The following is a 16,725-nucleotide window of genomic DNA, read 5'->3' on the forward strand; positions in this document are numbered from 1 at the left end:
ACGCGAGGCCGGGTCTGCAACTCAAATTAACGCGCGTTTTGCTTGATGAAATCGTGAATGCTGGTGTCCTGCGCCATGTCGGCGATGGTGTCGGTCATGACGCTATTAACCGCATCGGCAATATTTTTGTTCGAGGCCTGGAAGGCGCCTTCAACAGAGTAGCTGGCACGGTAGTTTTTCGTCATCTTATTGCCGTTGGCGGCGGTCGCGATAATCGCAATATCCGCTTTGGTCGCAATGTTGTAGCGTACGTTGCCTTGAGAAACGTCGGCGTACAGTTTGTTGACGATGATTTGCAGGTCAACCGCGCCGTTTGGACCAATCATGTAGCCACGCGAGGTCATCTGCTTCTCGAGCACTTCCTGCAGCAAGAAACGCAGATCGCGGGAGGCGGTTAGCGTAACCTGCTGATTATCACGGGTGACTTTCGCCAGCGCCTGATCCGGACGCTGATCGGCGCCGTTAATGCTGACGGTCACGCCCATCAGGCTCGGATCCTGCTGCGGCAGCGTGATTTTCGGCGATACCTCAATAGTGGTCGGCGGAGTGGCGCATCCGGCCAGCATAAACAGCGCGACCAAAGGAAAGAGAATTTTCTTAAACATGTTCAGGGTCTCAACGCATGGTGGAGTGGTAATGAGGAAAATTCCCGCCATCATAACATCGCCAACGGCAAGGGGAAGTGGCAACGCATGTAAATTCATCGTCTTGTGCGTTTTCTGGCCTTGCCATATCGGTTATCGCCATCCGGACGGGGCTTCAGCGAGACAGAATCAGTAAACCTGATACTTTTGCCGCAAAATATCAGAGGAATGCTAATTTTTTGTTGTTTTCGCCCAATGGAAGCGGTAAAAGCGGCTAACATTTAAAGGGAATGGCGGCAATACAGCGTTGTCGGAGGAGAAAATTCATGATGATACGTGAACAGATCGAAGCAAAACTTAGGGCAGCGTTCGACCCGGTGTATCTTGAAGTCGTGGATGAAAGCTATCGCCACAACGTTCCTGCGGGCTCTGAAAGTCATTTTAAAGTGGTGTTGGTAAGCGATCGCTTCCTTGGCGAGCGTTTTCTTAATCGTCACCGTATGATTTACGGAACGTTGACTGAGGAACTATCAAGCACCGTGCACGCTCTGGCGTTGCATACCTACACAATCAAAGAGTGGGAAGGGCTACAGGATACCGTCTTTGCTTCTCCTCCTTGTCGCGGAGCTGGAAGTATCGCGTAGAAATCACATTTGCAACCGCTGGAGCTTTTCCAGTATGTTGCGTGGAGATTTATGAGAAAACGGCCTGCGGGCCGTTTTGTTTTGCCTGAAAATTGTGCGATGCGCGCATTTTGGCAGGCAAATTTGCTCGGGAAATGTGAAAAAAGCCGCAGCAGTGGGCGACAACCGTTCTCGACTCACAAAAGTGATGCCGCTATAATGCCGCGTCTTTTATTATGAATGTCTTCGGGATGATTCTGACGACAGGGAATGTGTTTCTGATTTGAAGAGGGCATCCCGGTTCTGCGAAGCAACCAGTTCGCGCTTCCAGAGTTGACCGAGCACTGTGATTTTTTTGAGGTAACAAGATGCAAGTTTCAGTTGAAACCACTCAGGGCCTTGGGCGCCGTGTAACGATTACTATCGCCGCTGACAGCATCGAGAATGCTGTCAAAAGCGAGCTGGTCAACGTAGCGAAAAAAGTTCGCATTGACGGCTTCCGTAAAGGCAAAGTGCCGATGAATGTTGTTGCTCAGCGTTATGGCGCATCTGTTCGCCAGGACGTGCTGGGTGATCTGATGAGCCGCAACTTCGTTGACGCGATCATCAAAGAAAAAATTAATCCGGCCGGCGCGCCGAACTATGTTCCGGGCGAATACAAGCTGGGTGAAGATTTCACCTACGCGGTAGAGTTCGAAGTTTATCCGGAAGTTGAGCTGCAGGGTCTGGAAGCGATCGAAGTTGAAAAACCGGTTGTTGAAGTGACCGACGCCGATGTTGATACCATGCTGGATACTCTGCGCAAGCAGCAGGCTAACTGGAAAGAAAAAGACGGCGCAGTTGATGCTGAAGACCGCGTTACCGTTGACTTCACTGGTTCCGTTGACGGCGAAGAGTTCGAAGGCGGCAAAGCCTCTGACTTCGTCCTGGCGATGGGCCAGGGCCGCATGATCCCGGGTTTTGAAGAGGGTATCAAAGGCCACAAAGCTGGCGAAGAGTTCACCATCGACGTGACCTTCCCGGAAGAGTACCACGCTGAAAACCTGAAAGGTAAAGCGGCGAAGTTCGTTATCAACCTGAAAAAAGTTGAAGAACGTGAACTGCCAGAACTGACTGAAGAGTTCATCAAACGTTTTGGCGTTGAAGATGGTTCCGTAGCCGGTCTGCGCGCTGAAGTGCGTAAAAACATGGAGCGCGAGCTGAAAGGCGCCGTGCGTAATCGCGTTAAGTCTCAGGCTATCGAAGGCCTGGTAAAAGCTAACGATATCGACGTACCGGCTGCACTGATCGACAGCGAAATCGACGTTCTGCGTCGTCAGGCTGCTCAGCGTTTTGGCGGTAACGAGAAACAGGCTCTGGAACTGCCGCGTGAGCTGTTCGAAGAGCAGGCTAAACGCCGCGTTGTTGTTGGTCTGCTGCTGGGCGAAGTGATTCGTACCAACGAGCTGAAAGCTGACGAAGATCGCGTAAAAGGTCTGATCGAAGAGATGGCTTCCGCTTACGAAGATCCGAAAGAAGTGGTCGAGTTCTACAGCAAGAACAAAGAGCTGATGGACAACATGCGCAACGTTGCGCTGGAAGAGCAGGCCGTTGAAGCCGTGCTGGCGAAAGCTAAAGTGTCTGAAAAAGCCACTTCCTTCAGCGAACTGATGAACCAGCAGGCGTAATTTCGCCTCCAGGTTTAAGGTTTGAGTAAAAACCCGTTGCCGAAAGGCTGCGGGTTTTTTTATTGCAATGATAGCCTTAGGATGAGTGCGAAAAGGCGATTTCAGTGATAGCGTTACGGCAAAAGATTGTTATGCTTGAATTATGGCGACGTCATCCCCATAACCGGGAGACGTAACTGCATTGGCATAATCATGCGTCGTAATGAAGCGTGCATCTATGCACTTCTGCCCGACAGCAGAAATTCTGGCTGATAATCCGTCCGTAAGGTTACAATCAGTGCAGCGGTTTTTTTCAAATTAATCCAGGAGACGGAAATGTCATACAGTGGCGAACGAGACAACTTTGCACCCCATATGGCCCTGGTGCCGATGGTCATTGAACAGACCTCACGCGGCGAACGTTCATTTGATATTTACTCCCGTCTGCTCAAGGAGCGCGTCATTTTTCTGACCGGCCAGGTAGAAGATCACATGGCTAACCTGATCGTGGCGCAGATGCTGTTTCTGGAAGCGGAAAACCCGGAAAAAGATATCTATCTGTACATTAACTCTCCGGGCGGCGTGATTACCGCCGGGATGTCTATCTATGACACCATGCAGTTCATTAAACCAGACGTGAGCACCATTTGTATGGGCCAGGCGGCCTCTATGGGCGCATTCCTGCTCACCGCCGGGGCGAAAGGCAAGCGTTTCTGCCTGCCGAACTCACGCGTGATGATTCACCAGCCGCTGGGCGGCTACCAGGGCCAGGCGACGGATATCGAAATCCACGCCCGCGAAATCCTGAAGGTGAAAGGTCGCATGAATGAACTGATGGCACATCATACGGGTCAATCTCTTGAGCAGATCGAGCGTGACACCGAGCGCGATCGCTTCCTGTCTGCCTCAGAAGCAGTGGAATACGGCCTCGTCGACTCCATTTTGACTCATCGTAATTGATGCCCCTGGCGCAAGGGTGCCGCTATACTTGGTTGTAAGAGGGCGGCACAACGCTTCATAGCGGTTTGCGCCTGAGAATGGCATTTGCGTCGTCGTGTGCGGCACAAAGAACTTAATAAGAGGTTTGGACTCATGACAGATAAACGCAAAGATGGTTCGGGCAAACTGTTGTACTGCTCTTTTTGCGGCAAAAGCCAGCATGAAGTGCGTAAGCTAATCGCCGGGCCATCCGTGTATATCTGCGACGAATGCGTTGATTTATGTAACGACATCATTCGCGAAGAAATTAAAGAAGTCGCGCCGCATCGCGAGCGCAGCGCGCTGCCGACTCCGCACGAAATTCGCCACCATCTGGACGATTACGTTATCGGCCAGGAGCCGGCGAAAAAAGTGCTGGCGGTGGCGGTATACAATCACTACAAACGTCTGCGCAATGGCGACACCAGCAACGGCGTAGAGTTGGGTAAAAGCAACATTCTGCTGATCGGACCGACCGGTTCCGGTAAAACGCTGCTGGCGGAAACGCTGGCGCGCCTGCTGGATGTGCCTTTCACCATGGCGGATGCCACCACTCTGACCGAAGCCGGTTACGTGGGTGAAGACGTTGAAAACATCATCCAGAAGCTGCTGCAGAAGTGCGACTACGACGTACAGAAAGCCCAGCGCGGTATCGTCTACATTGATGAAATCGACAAAATTTCCCGTAAATCGGATAACCCGTCGATCACCCGCGATGTCTCCGGCGAAGGCGTGCAGCAAGCGCTGTTGAAGCTTATTGAAGGCACCGTTGCCGCGGTTCCGCCGCAGGGCGGGCGTAAGCATCCGCAGCAGGAGTTCCTGCAGGTTGATACCTCTAAGATCCTGTTCATCTGCGGCGGCGCCTTTGCAGGACTGGATAAGGTCATTTCTCACCGTGTTGAAACCGGTTCTGGTATCGGTTTCGGCGCGACGGTTAAGGCTAAATCCGACAAGGCCAGCGAAGGCGAGCTGTTGTCTCAGGTTGAACCGGAAGATCTGATTAAGTTTGGTCTGATTCCTGAGTTCATCGGGCGTCTGCCGGTGGTGGCGACCCTGAGCGAGCTGAGCGAAGAAGCGCTGATTCAGATCCTCAAAGAGCCGAAAAACGCCCTGACCAAGCAGTATCAGGCGCTGTTCAGCCTCGAAGGCGCTGAGCTGGAGTTCCGCGACGAAGCGCTGGATGCTATCGCTAAGAAAGCGATGGCGCGTAAAACCGGCGCTCGCGGCCTGCGTTCTATCGTTGAAGCTGCGCTGCTCGATACCATGTACGATCTTCCGTCAATGGAAGATGTGGAAAAAGTGGTCATCGACGCCTCGGTTATCGATGGTCAGAGCAAGCCGCTGCTGATTTACGGCAAACCGGAAGCGCAGCAGGCATCTGGTGAATAATTAACCAATTTGCTCAAGCAGTTAACAAAAAGGGGGGATTTTATCTCCCCTTTTATTTTTCCTGCATTCCCGCCGTTGAATGTATGGAATACATCCCCATATACTGGTTTACATATTAACGGCGACGCGTCGTTGAGTTGCGTCGTCGGCTACCTGGCGGACTTTAAACTAAGAGAGAGCTCTATGAATCCTGAGCGTTCTGAACGCATTGAAATCCCCGTATTGCCGTTGCGCGATGTGGTGGTTTATCCGCACATGGTCATACCCCTGTTTGTAGGGCGGGAAAAATCTATCCGTTGTCTCGAAGCAGCCATGGATCATGATAAAAAAATCATGCTGGTTGCGCAGAAAGAAGCCTCGACGGATGAGCCGGGTGTAAACGATCTTTTCACCGTCGGGACCGTGGCGTCTATTTTGCAAATGCTGAAGCTACCGGACGGTACTGTCAAAGTGCTGGTCGAAGGTTTGCAGCGCGCGCGCATCTCTGCGCTATCTGATAACGGCGAGCATTTTTCGGCGAAAGCTGAATATCTCGAATCGCCGGCGATTGACGAACGCGAGCAGGAAGTGCTGGTTCGTACCGCTATCAGCCAGTTTGAAGGCTACATCAAGCTGAACAAGAAAATCCCACCGGAAGTGCTGACGTCGCTGAATAGCATCGACGATCCGGCGCGCCTTGCGGATACCATCGCAGCCCATATGCCGCTGAAGCTGGCGGACAAACAGTCCGTGCTGGAGATGTCCGACGTTAACGAACGTCTGGAATATCTGATGGCGATGATGGAGTCAGAAATCGATCTGCTGCAGGTTGAGAAGCGCATTCGCAACCGCGTGAAAAAGCAGATGGAGAAATCTCAGCGCGAGTACTACCTGAATGAGCAAATGAAAGCCATTCAAAAAGAGCTCGGCGAGATGGACGACGCCCCTGACGAGAACGAAGCGCTGAAGCGTAAGATCGACGCGGCGAAAATGCCGAAAGAGGCAAAAGAGAAAACCGAAGCGGAACTGCAAAAACTGAAAATGATGTCCCCGATGTCGGCGGAAGCAACCGTCGTTCGCGGCTACATTGACTGGATGGTGCAGGTACCATGGAACGCCCGCAGCAAGGTTAAAAAAGACCTGCGTCAGGCTCAGGAGATCCTCGACACCGATCACTACGGTCTGGAGCGCGTGAAGGATCGCATCCTTGAGTACCTCGCGGTGCAGAGCCGTGTTAACAAGCTCAAAGGGCCAATCCTGTGCCTGGTTGGGCCTCCGGGGGTTGGTAAAACCTCGCTGGGTCAATCTATCGCCAAAGCAACCGGACGTAAGTACGTGCGTATGGCGCTGGGCGGCGTGCGTGACGAAGCGGAAATCCGCGGTCACCGCCGTACCTACATTGGCTCAATGCCGGGCAAACTGATCCAGAAAATGGCCAAAGTGGGCGTTAAAAACCCGCTGTTCTTACTGGATGAGATCGACAAAATGTCTTCGGACATGCGGGGCGATCCGGCATCGGCGCTGCTGGAGGTGTTGGATCCGGAACAGAACGTGGCTTTCAACGACCACTATCTGGAAGTGGATTACGATCTCAGCGACGTGATGTTCGTCGCGACCTCTAACTCCATGAATATTCCGGCGCCGCTGCTGGATCGTATGGAAGTGATTCGCCTCTCCGGCTACACCGAAGATGAGAAGCTGAACATCGCCAAACGCCATTTGCTGTCAAAACAGATAGAGCGTAATGCGCTCAAAAAAGGCGAGCTGACGGTTGATGACAGCGCGATTATCGGCATTATCCGTTACTACACTCGTGAAGCGGGCGTGCGTGGTCTGGAGCGCGAAATCTCGAAACTGTGTCGTAAAGCGGTCAAACAGCTGTTGCTGGATAAGTCGCTGAAGCATATTGAGATTAACGGCGACAACCTGCATGACTTCCTGGGCGTGCAGCGCTACGACTATGGCCGTGCGGATAGTGAAAATCGCGTGGGTCAGGTGACTGGCCTGGCGTGGACGGAAGTGGGCGGCGATCTGCTGACCATTGAAACCGCCTGCGTTCCGGGTAAAGGCAAGCTGACCTATACCGGTTCACTGGGTGAGGTTATGCAGGAATCTATCCAGGCTGCGCTGACCGTGGTGCGTTCGCGTGCGGATAAGCTGGGTATTAACTCAGACTTTTATGAAAAACGCGATATCCACGTGCACGTACCGGAAGGCGCAACGCCGAAAGATGGCCCAAGCGCCGGTATTGCGATGTGTACCGCACTGGTTTCCTGCCTGACGGGTAATCCGGTGCGCGCCGATGTGGCGATGACCGGGGAAATCACCCTCCGCGGTCAGGTGTTGCCAATCGGTGGTCTGAAGGAAAAACTGTTGGCTGCACACCGTGGCGGCATTAAGACTGTTCTGATTCCTGATGAAAATAAACGTGACCTTGAAGAAATTCCAGATAACGTTATCGCCGATTTAGATATCCATCCGGTGAAACGAATCGAGGAAGTTCTGGCACTTGCACTGCAGAACGAGCCGTTTGGTATGGAAGTCGTCACGGCAAAATAGTGATTTCGCGCAAATAGCGCTAAGAAAAATAGGGCTGGTAAGTAAATTCGTACTTGCCAGCCTTTTTTTGTGTAGCTAACTTAGATCGCTGGCAGGGGGGTCAATTACAACTCTGTTGTAAGGGCATGACAGTCCTGATATAACTGCTGCGCGGTCGCGCCACGAAGGATTCTGGTGCGATATAAATTATAAAGAGAGGAAGAGAACAGTGAATAAATCTCAACTGATTGACAAAATTGCTGCCGGTGCGGACATTTCTAAAGCCGCAGCTGGACGTGCGTTAGATGCTTTAATCGCTTCTGTTACTGAATCTCTGCAGGCTGGGGATGACGTTGCGCTGGTAGGGTTTGGTACTTTTGCTGTTAAAGAGCGCGCTGCCCGTACCGGTCGCAATCCGCAAACAGGCAAAGAAATCACCATCGCTGCTGCTAAAGTACCGGGTTTCCGTGCAGGTAAAGCGCTGAAAGACGCGGTAAACTGATCGACTTCCCCACTGGGGTCTGTGACGAAGTACAAGGGCGCATCGCAAGATGTGCCTTTTTTATTTGCCAGAATGAGACTTAATGTGACTTTATACGCACTTGTGGGCTGACAATCACCCCGTTTTCTTGTCAAAATACGTCCTCACGCGCGGCGGCCATCACATGCTATGCTGCGCGAGCAAAAGTCATCTACAGCGGAGCGTTGTTACACCATGATGGACAACCTACGCACGGCCGCCAACAGCGTCGTGCTCAAGATTATTTTCGGTATCATTATCGTCTCGTTCATTTTGACCGGGGTGAGTGGTTACCTGATTGGCGGTGGAAACAACTATGCCGCAAAAGTTAATGACCAGGAGATTGGTCGCGCACAGTTTGAAAATGCCGTTGCCAGCGAGCGTAACCGCATGCAGCAGCAGCTTGGCGATCAGTTTTCTGAACTGGCGGCCAATGAAAATTACATAAAGACCATGCGTCAGCAGGTGTTGAACCGTCTGATTGACGAGGCGCTGCTCGATCAGTACGCCCGTGAACTGGGCCTTAATATCAGCGACGACCAGGTCAAGCAGGCTATCTTCAAGACCCAGGCTTTCCAGGCGGATGGCAAATTTGATAACGAGCGCTTCAGCCGTATCGTTAATCAAATGGGGATGACGACGGACCAGTACGCTCAGGCATTACGTAATCAGCTGACGACTCAGCAACTGATTAACGCCGTTGCCGGTACCGATTTTATGCTGCCGGGCGAATCCGACCAGCTGGCGGCGCTGGTGTCGCAACAGCGCGTCGTCCGTGAAGCGACGATTGACGTAAACGCGCTGGCGGCGAAGCAAACCGCCACCGACGATGAAATCAACGCGTTTTACCAGCAGAACCAGGCGCGTTTTATGGCGCCTGAGCAGTTCCGCGTCAGCTACATCAAGATGGATGCTGCGAGCATGCAGGAAAACGTCTCTGACCAGGAAATTCAGTCATGGTACGACCAGCATCAGGATCAGTTCACTCAGCCGCAGCGTAATCGCTACAGCATCATCCAGACCAAAACCGAAGCGGATGCTCAGGCGGTGCTTGATGAGCTGAAAAAAGGCGCTGATTTCGCCGCGCTGGCCAAAGAAAAATCAACCGATATTATCTCTGCCCGCAACGGTGGTGATATGGGCTGGCTGGAAGATGCGGCTACCGTGCCGGAGCTGAAAGAGGCCGGTCTGAAAGAAAAAGGCCAGCTTTCAGGCGTAATTAAATCTTCCGTCGGTTTCCTGGTGGCGCGTCTGGATGACGTTCAGCCCGCTCAGGTAAAACCGCTGGCTGACGTTCGCGATGATATCGCGGCTAAAGTGAAGCAGGAGAAAGCTCTGGATGCTTACTATGCGCTGCAGCAAAAAGTCAGCGACGCGGCGAGCAACGATAACGAATCCCTGGCTGGCGCGGCTCAGGTTGCCGGTCTGAAAGTGGTTGAAACCGGCTGGTTTGGTCGCGATAACCTGCCGCAGGAGCTGAATTTCAAACCGGTTTCTGACGCTATCTTCAACGGCGGTCTGGTTGGCGAAAACGGTACGCCGGGCAGCAACTCCGATATCATCACCGTCGACGGCGATCGCGCGTTTGTTCTGCGCATCAGCGAGCATAAACCGGAAGCGGTCAAACCGCTGGCGGAGGTGAAAGCGCAGGTGAGCGATATTGTTAAGCACAACAAAGCGGAGCAGCAGGCGAAGCTGGATGCCGATAAGCTGCTGACGGCCCTGAAAGAGGGTAAAGGCGATGAAGCGATGAAAGCGGCGGGCCTGAGCTTCGGAGCGCCGCAGACGCTGTCGCGTACCGGTCAGGAAGCGTTGATCCAGTCTGTCTTTGCGCTACCGCTGCCGCAGGCGGGTAAGCCCAGCTACGGCGTGGGCACGGACATGCAGGGCAATGTGGTACTGCTGGCGCTGGATGAAGTGAAAGCGGGTACGATGCCGGAAGAGCAGAAAAAGGCGATGATTCAGGGCATCACCCAGAATAACGCACAGATCGCCTTCGAAGCGCTGATGAGTAACCTGCGTAAAGCGGCGAAAATTAAGCTCGGCGACATTATCGATCAGCAACAATAATTACGTGCTGCTTCGCAAAAGCAAGTAACGTGATGCAATTATCAAAGGCCGCTTTCGCGGCCTTTTCCATTTCTGCATTTTGCCTTTTGTACTCTTTTTCCCTCATCGCTATCGTGACCTTGCTGTCTACAAACAAGGAGATAACAGCATGAAACGAGGATTGAAAACGCTTCTTACCGTCGCCGTACTGGTTTGCGCAGCGGGAAGTCAGGGCGCTTTTGCCGCGCCTTCCAGCGGGAAGACGTCGCCGGCAACAAAGGAGAGCGTGCAGACGCCGCAGGCAAAGGCACCTGATGCGTTGAACGCGCCCGATAGCGAAGGCACCAGGGTGAGTATCAATAACGCCAGCGCCGAAGAACTGGCGAAGGGGCTGAACGGCGTTGGCCTGAAGAAGGCGCAGGCTATTGTCAGCTATCGTGAAGAATATGGGCCATTTAAAACCGTTGACGATCTTAAGCAGGTGCCGGGGATGGGCAATTCGCTAGTAGAGAGAAATCTGTCACATTTGAAGCTGTAAATTTTCTTCACAAGTTTGCACAGTCATTATTATTTGCCAGACTGAAGAGGTCACACCAGTGGTGTGACCTCTGACCTCAAAACAACAATTAAAGATAAGGCATTTGCGCTATGCAGACACAAATCAAAGTTCGCGGCTATCATCTCGACGTCTATCAGCATGTCAATAACGCGCGGTATCTGGAGTTTCTCGAAGAGGCGCGCTGGGATGGCCTGGAAAGCAGCCCGGCCTTTCACTGGATGACCGCTCGCAACATCGCCTTTGTGGTGGTCAATATCAATATCAACTATCGCCGACCGGCGGTACTGGGCGATGTATTAACCGTCACCAGCAAGCTCGAACAGCTGAACGGAAAAAGCGGGACGCTAAGCCAGGTGGTTACCCTTAACCCTAACGGCGAGGTGGTCGCCGATGCGCTTATCACTTTTGTCTGCATTGATCTAAAAACGCAGAAAGCGCTGCCGCTTGAGGGCGAACTGCGCGAAAAGCTGGAGCAGCTGGAGCCTCGCTAACAGGCCAGCCGGAGGGGGATGTCCCGGAGGCGGTGCTGCGCACCTGTCCGGGCTACTTCTCCACAACCACCTGCGATCTGGTAACGCGGGCTACGCGTCCTCAGCAGCCTGCGATCCGGTAGCCCGGGCAGGCGCATCGCGCCGCCCCCGGGAGCAAGCGCACAGAAAGGGGCAGAACTAGCCCCGAAGGCGCTGCTGCGTATCAGACCAGGCTATGCATCGTGAGCCGCCTGCGATCCCGCCACGCCGCCGGGAAATAACCGGCTACTGCAGTCCTGTTTTCTGCTTCATGTCAGTCATCACCCCAACCTTATCGCCCAGATACTGGCGCAGCCCGTTGGCGCGGAGGTTACAGGAGGCGCACTGCCCGCAGCCGTCGCCTTTAATGCCGTTATAGCAAGTCAGGGTTTCATGGCGTACCAGGTCCAGCTGGCCCCAATAATCGGCCAGGGCCCACGTCTCGGCTTTATTCAGCCACATCAGCGGCGTCTCAAAGCGAATATCTTTCGCCATTCCCAGACTGACGGCCTGGTGCAGCGCTTTGACGAACTCATCGCGGCAGTCCGGGTAGCCCGAAAAGTCGGTCTCGCAAACGCCGGTGATGATAGCTTCCGCTTTAACCTGATACGCGTAAATGGCCGTCAGGGTTAAGAACAGAATGTTGCGACCGGGCACGAAAGTGTTGGGGATGCCGCTGGCGTCCGGTTCATAATCCGGAACCGGAATGCTATCGCGGGTCAGGCTGCTGACCGCCAGTTCGTTAAGCAGCGTGACATCAAGGACTTTGTGGGCAACGGCGCCCAGCTTTAGCGCCAGTTCGCGAGCAACGTCAATCTCCGCGCGATGACGTTGGCCATAATCAAAAGTGACGCAATGCACTTCATCATACTGTTGCAGAGCCTGCACCAGGCAGGTCGTCGAATCTTGTCCTCCACTGAAGACAACTACGGCGCGTTTCATGGTAATTCCTGACAATCGAAGTGAAGCGCATATGGTAGCGCCTGATGAAGATGACCACCAGCCCCGTCACGGCGTCGAAGCCGGTAGCCAGGCGCTGGCGAAATCAAACCAGCCTCGCGCGTTCAGGCGCAGCCCGTTGACGCCAGGCGGTGCGCTGATGCGATAATTATAATTAAACAGCGGCGTCATGATGGCATCGTCCATCAGTGTGTTAAAGACGTTGCGCAAAGCTTCGCTGCGGCTGCGTTCGTCCGGTAATACCTGAACGGCATCCAGCGTTGCCTGAAGATGCGCATATTGCGCCCCGGTCAACAAATTAGGCCACAGGGCATCGCAGCGTAGCCACTGCTCCAGCGCATAAACCGGCGCTTCGCCAATCAGGCGATCGCCCATCATCAGGTCCGCCTTCGCAAACTGCTGGCAACCATCCCAGTTTTTCGCGTCATGAAAAATTATCGTCAGCTCGCAGCCGAGTTCTGCCAGCCGTTGCCGAAGGCGCTCCGCCATGGCGTGTAGCTCTACGGGAAGGTGATAGAGCAGAGTTAGCCGTTCGGGCAGCGGTGTATCACCATTTTCTGGCCACTGCGGAATAGTCCATCCCGGCAATACTTCGTTGCTCGGCGCGATCAGGTCTTCATCCAGCGGCAGCGTTTCTAACAGACCGGAGCGATGAATCAGCGAAACCAGTCTTTGGGCCTGCGCTTTATTCAGGCGGGGGCTCTGGCGTAGCGTCAGATAGCAAAATCCAAGACTGATGCTATTGCTGACCTGGCGCAGTCTGGTCAGCTCATCAGGGTCGCCAATAGTTATCTGTACCGGATGACGACAGCTGGTGCCCAGATCCTGTTCGAACAGCTGCGGCGTGATCCAGAATTCAACGGCCTGCAGCAGCGGATGGGTGAGATGATAACGCTGATGGTTTTCCAGCCGCACCAGTTCCTGAGTAAACAGCTTCAGGCGAAATGGCCCGCTGCCGATCGCCGGATCGTCCGGATGCGCCAGCACGCTGCAGTAGCTGGCAAGGCGGAACGGCAGCCAGTAATCGGCGCGGTGCAGGGTGATAGTCAGACACTGGGAGTGGGTGACGCTAATCTCGCTGATACTGGCGAACAGCGTACGCAGCGCGGGGAGCTGCAACAGCATCAAAAGCCGCTGCTGCAGCTGTGAGGTTTTTATCGGATCGCCGTTATGCCAGAACAGGGTGGAACGAATATAAAAGTGCCAGCGCAGACCGTCAGGCGACACCTCCCAGTGATGGGCTAAATCGCCTATCGGGCAGGTACTTTGCGCATCGAAACGGGTCAGGCCGGAAAATATCTCCCCTGCCAGGTGCTGCTCCGCGCGTCCCGGCATAAAACCCGGGCGCAGCGGCTCCAGCGGACGGTAATAAGGAATACGCAGGGTAGGCGTATCGTTCTGCCATTGGCCGCCGAGAAAGGGGGAAAGCAGCGCTTTAAGCTCTACAGGCGCCAGCTGGGCCAGTTCGAGGGCGTTCTGCTGCTGTCCTTTACTTAGCGCCTGCTCCATCATTTCATTGCGCAGCGTTTCCGGCGCTTTGTAAAACTGGAGTAGCCCGCGCTTTCCGCGACCGGAGCTGGCCTTCCAGCTTAGCCAGCCGGATTCTTGCGCCTGGCGCAGCAGGGTTCGGATATGTCGTTCGCTGCAAAAGCAGCGCTCGGCCAGCTCGCCGACGGTCACCTGCTGCGGCTCGCCGGAAGAGGGTAGCCAGAGTCGCTGATACTGATGCAGACGGTTTAATAGCCTCATCGCTGTTTAGTCCTGCGGTAGATGATAAACCCGGAACAATAAAATTTATCTATTCACTATTACTTCCGTATATCTCAGGCAATACTGCAACACAAGCAAAATCCACCACGATAGGGGGAACAGGACATGGCCAGACTGGCTGCATTCGATATGGACGGTACGCTACTGATGCCTGACCATCGTCTGGGAGAAAAAACGCTTTCGACGCTAAAACGCCTGCGCGATCGCGACATCACCCTGACTTTCGCCACCGGTCGTCATGCTCTGGAGATGCGCCACGTTATCGGCGAGTTCTCTCTGGATGCGTTTTTAATTACCGGCAACGGGACGCGCATTCACTCTCTTGAAGGTGAAGAGCTGTATCGTCGCGATCTGGCCCCTGATGTGGCGGAAGAGGTGCTGCATAGCGCCTGGGATACCGCGGCGAGTATGCATTTTTTCAACGACGGCGGCTGGTATACCGGGCAGGAGATTCCAGAAATTCTGCAAGCGCACGTCTTTAGCGGCTTTCGCTATCAGCTATACGATCCAAAGCGAATGCCGGCGCATCAGGTCACCAAAATCTGCTTCTGCGGCGATCATGACGATCTCCGGCGGCTAAGGCTGCAACTAAGTGAAGCGCTCGGCGGCCGAGCGGATCTCTGTTTTTCAGCGATGGATTGTCTGGAAGTTTTGCCCGGGGGCTGTAACAAAGGCGCGGCGCTGGCGGTATTAAGCCAGCATCTGGGCCTGACGTTGCAGGATTGCATGGCGTTCGGCGACGCCATGAACGATCGGGAAATGCTTGGCAGCGTCGGGCACGGCGTGATCATGGGCAACGCGATGGATCAGCTGAAATTTGAACTTCCGCATCTACCGGTTATTGGCGACTGCCGTCATCAGGCCGTTTCCCATTTTTTGACTCATTGGCTGGATTATCCTGATCTTCCTTATTCCCCCGAATAAAGAGACCTTGCCAGCAAGCCGGATATCCTGTGATATCTGGCTTTTTTTATTTTGCCTGCAGCATTTGCGCAATTTGCGCCTGCCAGGGAGAGACGTCGCCGATATTGGCCGCCACCCACTGCGGGTTGTAGTAGCTTTCCAGATAACGTTCGCCGCTGTCGCACAGCAGCGTGACGATAGAGCCGGTGCGTCCCTCTTCGCGCATCCGTACGGCCAGCTGCAGTACGCCCCACATGTTGGTGCCGGTTGAGGCGCCGACCTTGCGCCCAAGCAGCGTTTCCAGCCATAGCGCGGTGGCGATGCTGGCGGCATCCGGTACCCGCAGCATCTCATCGACCACGTCGGGAATAAACGATGGTTCGACACGCGGCCGGCCAATGCCCTCAATTTTACTGCCGACCGGGCTGCGCAGGCTGGCGTCGCGGCTTTGCCAGTAGTCCAAAAACACGGAGTTTTGCGGATCAACCACCAGCAGCTGCGTATCGTAACCCTGACTGCGAATATAGCGTCCGATAGTCGCAGAGGTACCGCCGGTGCCCGCGCTCATCACAATATACGACGGCTGCGGATGCGGCTCATGGCTCATCTGACGGAAGATACTGTCGGCGATATTATTATTCCCTCGCCAGTCGGTAGCCCGTTCGGCAAAGGTAAACTGATCCATATAATGACCGTTCAGCTCGCGCGCCAGCGTTTCGGAGGCGGCATAGATTTCACAGGCGCTGTCGACGAAATGGCAGCGACCGCCGTAAAACTCAATTTGTTCAATTTTACGCTTTGCCGTACAGGAAGGCATCACGGCGATAAACGACAGGCCTAAGAGACGAGCGAAGTAAGCTTCAGAGACGGCGGTCGAACCGGAAGAGGATTCGATAATCGTCGTTCCTTCTTTAATCCAGCCGTTGCACAAGCCATACAGAAACAGCGAGCGGGCCAGGCGATGCTTCAGGCTACCGGTTGGATGGGTGCTTTCATCCTTCAGATAGAGTTGGATCCCAGGGAACGCCGGCAGCGCCAGACGTATAAGGTGCGTGTCGGCGGAACGCTGATAATCGGCATTAATTTCACTAATCGCGTGTTTTACCCAGGCGCTGTTCATCTCAAATTCCTGTTTGTCATTTTGTGCCCAGCTTAGCGGAAATCGAAGGAAAAATTGTTGCCATTTAGCCTTTCAATTACAATAAAAGGAGTAAATTTTTCTCCTGAGGCGCCCAATGTTAGATAAAATTGATCGTAAGCTGCTTTCTTTACTGCAAACCGACTGCACCCTCTCTTTGCAGGCATTGGCCGATGCCGTTAATCTGACTACCACGCCCTGCTGGAAGCGGCTGAAGCGGCTGGAAGACGAAGGTATTCTTCGCGGGCGCGTCGCGCTGCTGGATGCGGAAAAGGTCGGGCTTGGGCTGACGGCGTTTGTACTGATTAAGACTCAGCACCACAGTAGCGACTGGTATTGCCGCTTTGTCAGCGAGGTCTCGCAGATGGCGGAAGTCCTCGGCTTCTGGCGTATGGCCGGCGAGTATGACTATCTGCTGCGGGTCCAGGTGGCGGATATGAAGAACTATGATGATTTTTATAAACGTCTGGTTAACAGCGTGCCGGGACTCTCGGATGTCACTTCGAGTTTTGCCATGGAACAGATAAAATACACTACAGCCTTGCCTATTGATTAACGGCAGCAGCCGCTACGAATTACA

General features: G+C 53.9%; 15 protein-coding genes. 11 read left to right on the forward strand and 4 right to left on the reverse strand.

The window, feature by feature from the left end; all coding sequences use genetic code 11:
* Positions 1 to 26 precede the first annotated feature (26 nt).
* The gene (locus HMPREF3178_RS04170; protein ID WP_004111021.1) at positions 27 to 605 is read right to left on the reverse strand and encodes a lipoprotein; all 579 of its coding nucleotides are present in this window, start codon (positions 603 to 605) and stop codon (positions 27 to 29) included.
* 305 nt (positions 606 to 910) lie between these two features.
* On the opposite strand from HMPREF3178_RS04170, the gene bolA reads away from it, so the two are divergent.
* The 9 genes from bolA (at position 911) to HMPREF3178_RS04215 (ending at position 11,356) form a co-directional block, all read left to right on the forward strand.
* The gene (bolA, locus tag HMPREF3178_RS04175; RefSeq protein WP_004133447.1) at positions 911 to 1,228 is read left to right on the forward strand and encodes a transcriptional regulator BolA; all 318 of its coding nucleotides are present in this window, start codon (positions 911 to 913) and stop codon (positions 1,226 to 1,228) included.
* Positions 1,229 to 1,575: 347 nt separating this feature from the next.
* The gene (gene tig / locus HMPREF3178_RS04180; RefSeq protein ID WP_004099537.1) at positions 1,576 to 2,874 is read left to right on the forward strand and encodes a trigger factor; all 1,299 of its coding nucleotides are present in this window, start codon (positions 1,576 to 1,578) and stop codon (positions 2,872 to 2,874) included.
* Positions 2,875 to 3,189: 315 nt separating this feature from the next.
* Positions 3,190 to 3,813 carry an ATP-dependent Clp endopeptidase proteolytic subunit ClpP gene (clpP, locus tag HMPREF3178_RS04185; protein WP_003021624.1) on the forward strand — a complete coding sequence of 208 codons (624 nt, stop codon included), beginning with the start codon at positions 3,190 to 3,192 and terminating at the stop codon, positions 3,811 to 3,813.
* Positions 3,814 to 3,945: 132 nt separating this feature from the next.
* Positions 3,946 to 5,220 carry an ATP-dependent protease ATP-binding subunit ClpX gene (clpX, locus tag HMPREF3178_RS04190; RefSeq protein WP_004099538.1) on the forward strand — a complete coding sequence of 425 codons (1,275 nt, stop codon included), beginning with the start codon at positions 3,946 to 3,948 and terminating at the stop codon, positions 5,218 to 5,220.
* A 183-nt stretch (positions 5,221 to 5,403) separates the two neighbouring features.
* Positions 5,404 to 7,758, forward strand: coding sequence for an endopeptidase La (lon, locus tag HMPREF3178_RS04195; RefSeq protein ID WP_004099539.1), 2,355 nt, complete (start codon positions 5,404 to 5,406; stop codon positions 7,756 to 7,758).
* A 208-nt stretch (positions 7,759 to 7,966) separates the two neighbouring features.
* Positions 7,967 to 8,239: a nucleoid-associated protein HU-beta gene (gene hupB, locus HMPREF3178_RS04200; protein ID WP_002444653.1), complete on the forward strand. Its 273-nt coding sequence runs from the start codon at positions 7,967 to 7,969 to the stop codon at positions 8,237 to 8,239.
* A 213-nt stretch (positions 8,240 to 8,452) separates the two neighbouring features.
* On the forward strand, positions 8,453 to 10,327 hold the full coding sequence (gene ppiD / locus HMPREF3178_RS04205; protein WP_017146496.1) for a peptidylprolyl isomerase: 1,875 nt from the start codon (positions 8,453 to 8,455) through the stop codon (positions 10,325 to 10,327).
* Positions 10,328 to 10,475: 148 nt separating this feature from the next.
* The gene (locus HMPREF3178_RS04210; RefSeq protein WP_004099556.1) at positions 10,476 to 10,844 is read left to right on the forward strand and encodes a helix-hairpin-helix domain-containing protein; all 369 of its coding nucleotides are present in this window, start codon (positions 10,476 to 10,478) and stop codon (positions 10,842 to 10,844) included.
* A 110-nt stretch (positions 10,845 to 10,954) separates the two neighbouring features.
* Positions 10,955 to 11,356, forward strand: a complete 402-nt coding sequence (locus tag HMPREF3178_RS04215) for a YbgC/FadM family acyl-CoA thioesterase (protein WP_004848264.1) — start codon at positions 10,955 to 10,957, stop codon at positions 11,354 to 11,356.
* A 264-nt stretch (positions 11,357 to 11,620) separates the two neighbouring features.
* Here HMPREF3178_RS04215 and queC read toward each other — a convergent pair whose 3' ends face one another.
* Both queC and HMPREF3178_RS04225 read right to left on the reverse strand, forming a co-directional pair.
* Positions 11,621 to 12,316, reverse strand: coding sequence for a 7-cyano-7-deazaguanine synthase QueC (gene queC / locus HMPREF3178_RS04220; RefSeq protein WP_004099562.1), 696 nt, complete (start codon positions 12,314 to 12,316; stop codon positions 11,621 to 11,623).
* A 66-nt stretch (positions 12,317 to 12,382) separates the two neighbouring features.
* Positions 12,383 to 14,083 carry an SgrR family transcriptional regulator gene (locus HMPREF3178_RS04225; RefSeq protein WP_017146494.1) on the reverse strand — a complete coding sequence of 567 codons (1,701 nt, stop codon included), beginning with the start codon at positions 14,081 to 14,083 and terminating at the stop codon, positions 12,383 to 12,385.
* A 126-nt stretch (positions 14,084 to 14,209) separates the two neighbouring features.
* Between HMPREF3178_RS04225 and cof the strand changes: the two genes are divergently transcribed.
* Positions 14,210 to 15,028: an HMP-PP phosphatase gene (cof, locus tag HMPREF3178_RS04230; protein WP_004111026.1), complete on the forward strand. Its 819-nt coding sequence runs from the start codon at positions 14,210 to 14,212 to the stop codon at positions 15,026 to 15,028.
* A 46-nt stretch (positions 15,029 to 15,074) separates the two neighbouring features.
* Here the strand turns inward: cof and HMPREF3178_RS04235 are convergent, their stop codons facing one another.
* Positions 15,075 to 16,127, reverse strand: coding sequence for a PLP-dependent cysteine synthase family protein (locus HMPREF3178_RS04235; protein WP_017146493.1), 1,053 nt, complete (start codon positions 16,125 to 16,127; stop codon positions 15,075 to 15,077).
* Positions 16,128 to 16,242: 115 nt separating this feature from the next.
* Here HMPREF3178_RS04235 and HMPREF3178_RS04240 point away from each other — a divergent pair, with 115 nt between their 5' ends.
* Positions 16,243 to 16,701 carry an Lrp/AsnC family transcriptional regulator gene (locus HMPREF3178_RS04240; RefSeq protein ID WP_004099567.1) on the forward strand — a complete coding sequence of 153 codons (459 nt, stop codon included), beginning with the start codon at positions 16,243 to 16,245 and terminating at the stop codon, positions 16,699 to 16,701.
* The last annotated feature ends 24 nt before the right edge of the window (positions 16,702 to 16,725 follow it).

Source organism: Klebsiella sp. HMSC09D12, assembly GCF_001808475.1.
GTDB lineage: Bacteria > Pseudomonadota > Gammaproteobacteria > Enterobacterales > Enterobacteriaceae > Klebsiella > Klebsiella oxytoca.

What these genes read in the sequence shown, in the direction of transcription:
- HMPREF3178_RS04170 (WP_004111021.1), bottom strand. Translation starts at nt 605, where the DNA reads ATGTTTAAGAAAATTCTCTTTCCTTTGGTCGCGCTGTTTATGCTGGCC.
- bolA (WP_004133447.1), top strand. Translation starts at nt 911, where the DNA reads ATGATGATACGTGAACAGATCGAAGCAAAACTTAGGGCAGCGTTCGAC.
- tig (WP_004099537.1), top strand. Translation starts at nt 1,576, where the DNA reads ATGCAAGTTTCAGTTGAAACCACTCAGGGCCTTGGGCGCCGTGTAACG.
- clpP (WP_003021624.1), top strand. Translation starts at nt 3,190, where the DNA reads ATGTCATACAGTGGCGAACGAGACAACTTTGCACCCCATATGGCCCTG.
- clpX (WP_004099538.1), top strand. Translation starts at nt 3,946, where the DNA reads ATGACAGATAAACGCAAAGATGGTTCGGGCAAACTGTTGTACTGCTCT.
- lon (WP_004099539.1), top strand. Translation starts at nt 5,404, where the DNA reads ATGAATCCTGAGCGTTCTGAACGCATTGAAATCCCCGTATTGCCGTTG.
- ppiD (WP_017146496.1), top strand. Translation starts at nt 8,453, where the DNA reads ATGATGGACAACCTACGCACGGCCGCCAACAGCGTCGTGCTCAAGATT.
- HMPREF3178_RS04210 (WP_004099556.1), top strand. Translation starts at nt 10,476, where the DNA reads ATGAAACGAGGATTGAAAACGCTTCTTACCGTCGCCGTACTGGTTTGC.
- HMPREF3178_RS04215 (WP_004848264.1), top strand. Translation starts at nt 10,955, where the DNA reads ATGCAGACACAAATCAAAGTTCGCGGCTATCATCTCGACGTCTATCAG.
- queC (WP_004099562.1), bottom strand. Translation starts at nt 12,316, where the DNA reads ATGAAACGCGCCGTAGTTGTCTTCAGTGGAGGACAAGATTCGACGACC.
- HMPREF3178_RS04225 (WP_017146494.1), bottom strand. Translation starts at nt 14,083, where the DNA reads ATGAGGCTATTAAACCGTCTGCATCAGTATCAGCGACTCTGGCTACCC.
- cof (WP_004111026.1), top strand. Translation starts at nt 14,210, where the DNA reads ATGGCCAGACTGGCTGCATTCGATATGGACGGTACGCTACTGATGCCT.
- HMPREF3178_RS04235 (WP_017146493.1), bottom strand. Translation starts at nt 16,127, where the DNA reads ATGAACAGCGCCTGGGTAAAACACGCGATTAGTGAAATTAATGCCGAT.
- HMPREF3178_RS04240 (WP_004099567.1), top strand. Translation starts at nt 16,243, where the DNA reads ATGTTAGATAAAATTGATCGTAAGCTGCTTTCTTTACTGCAAACCGAC.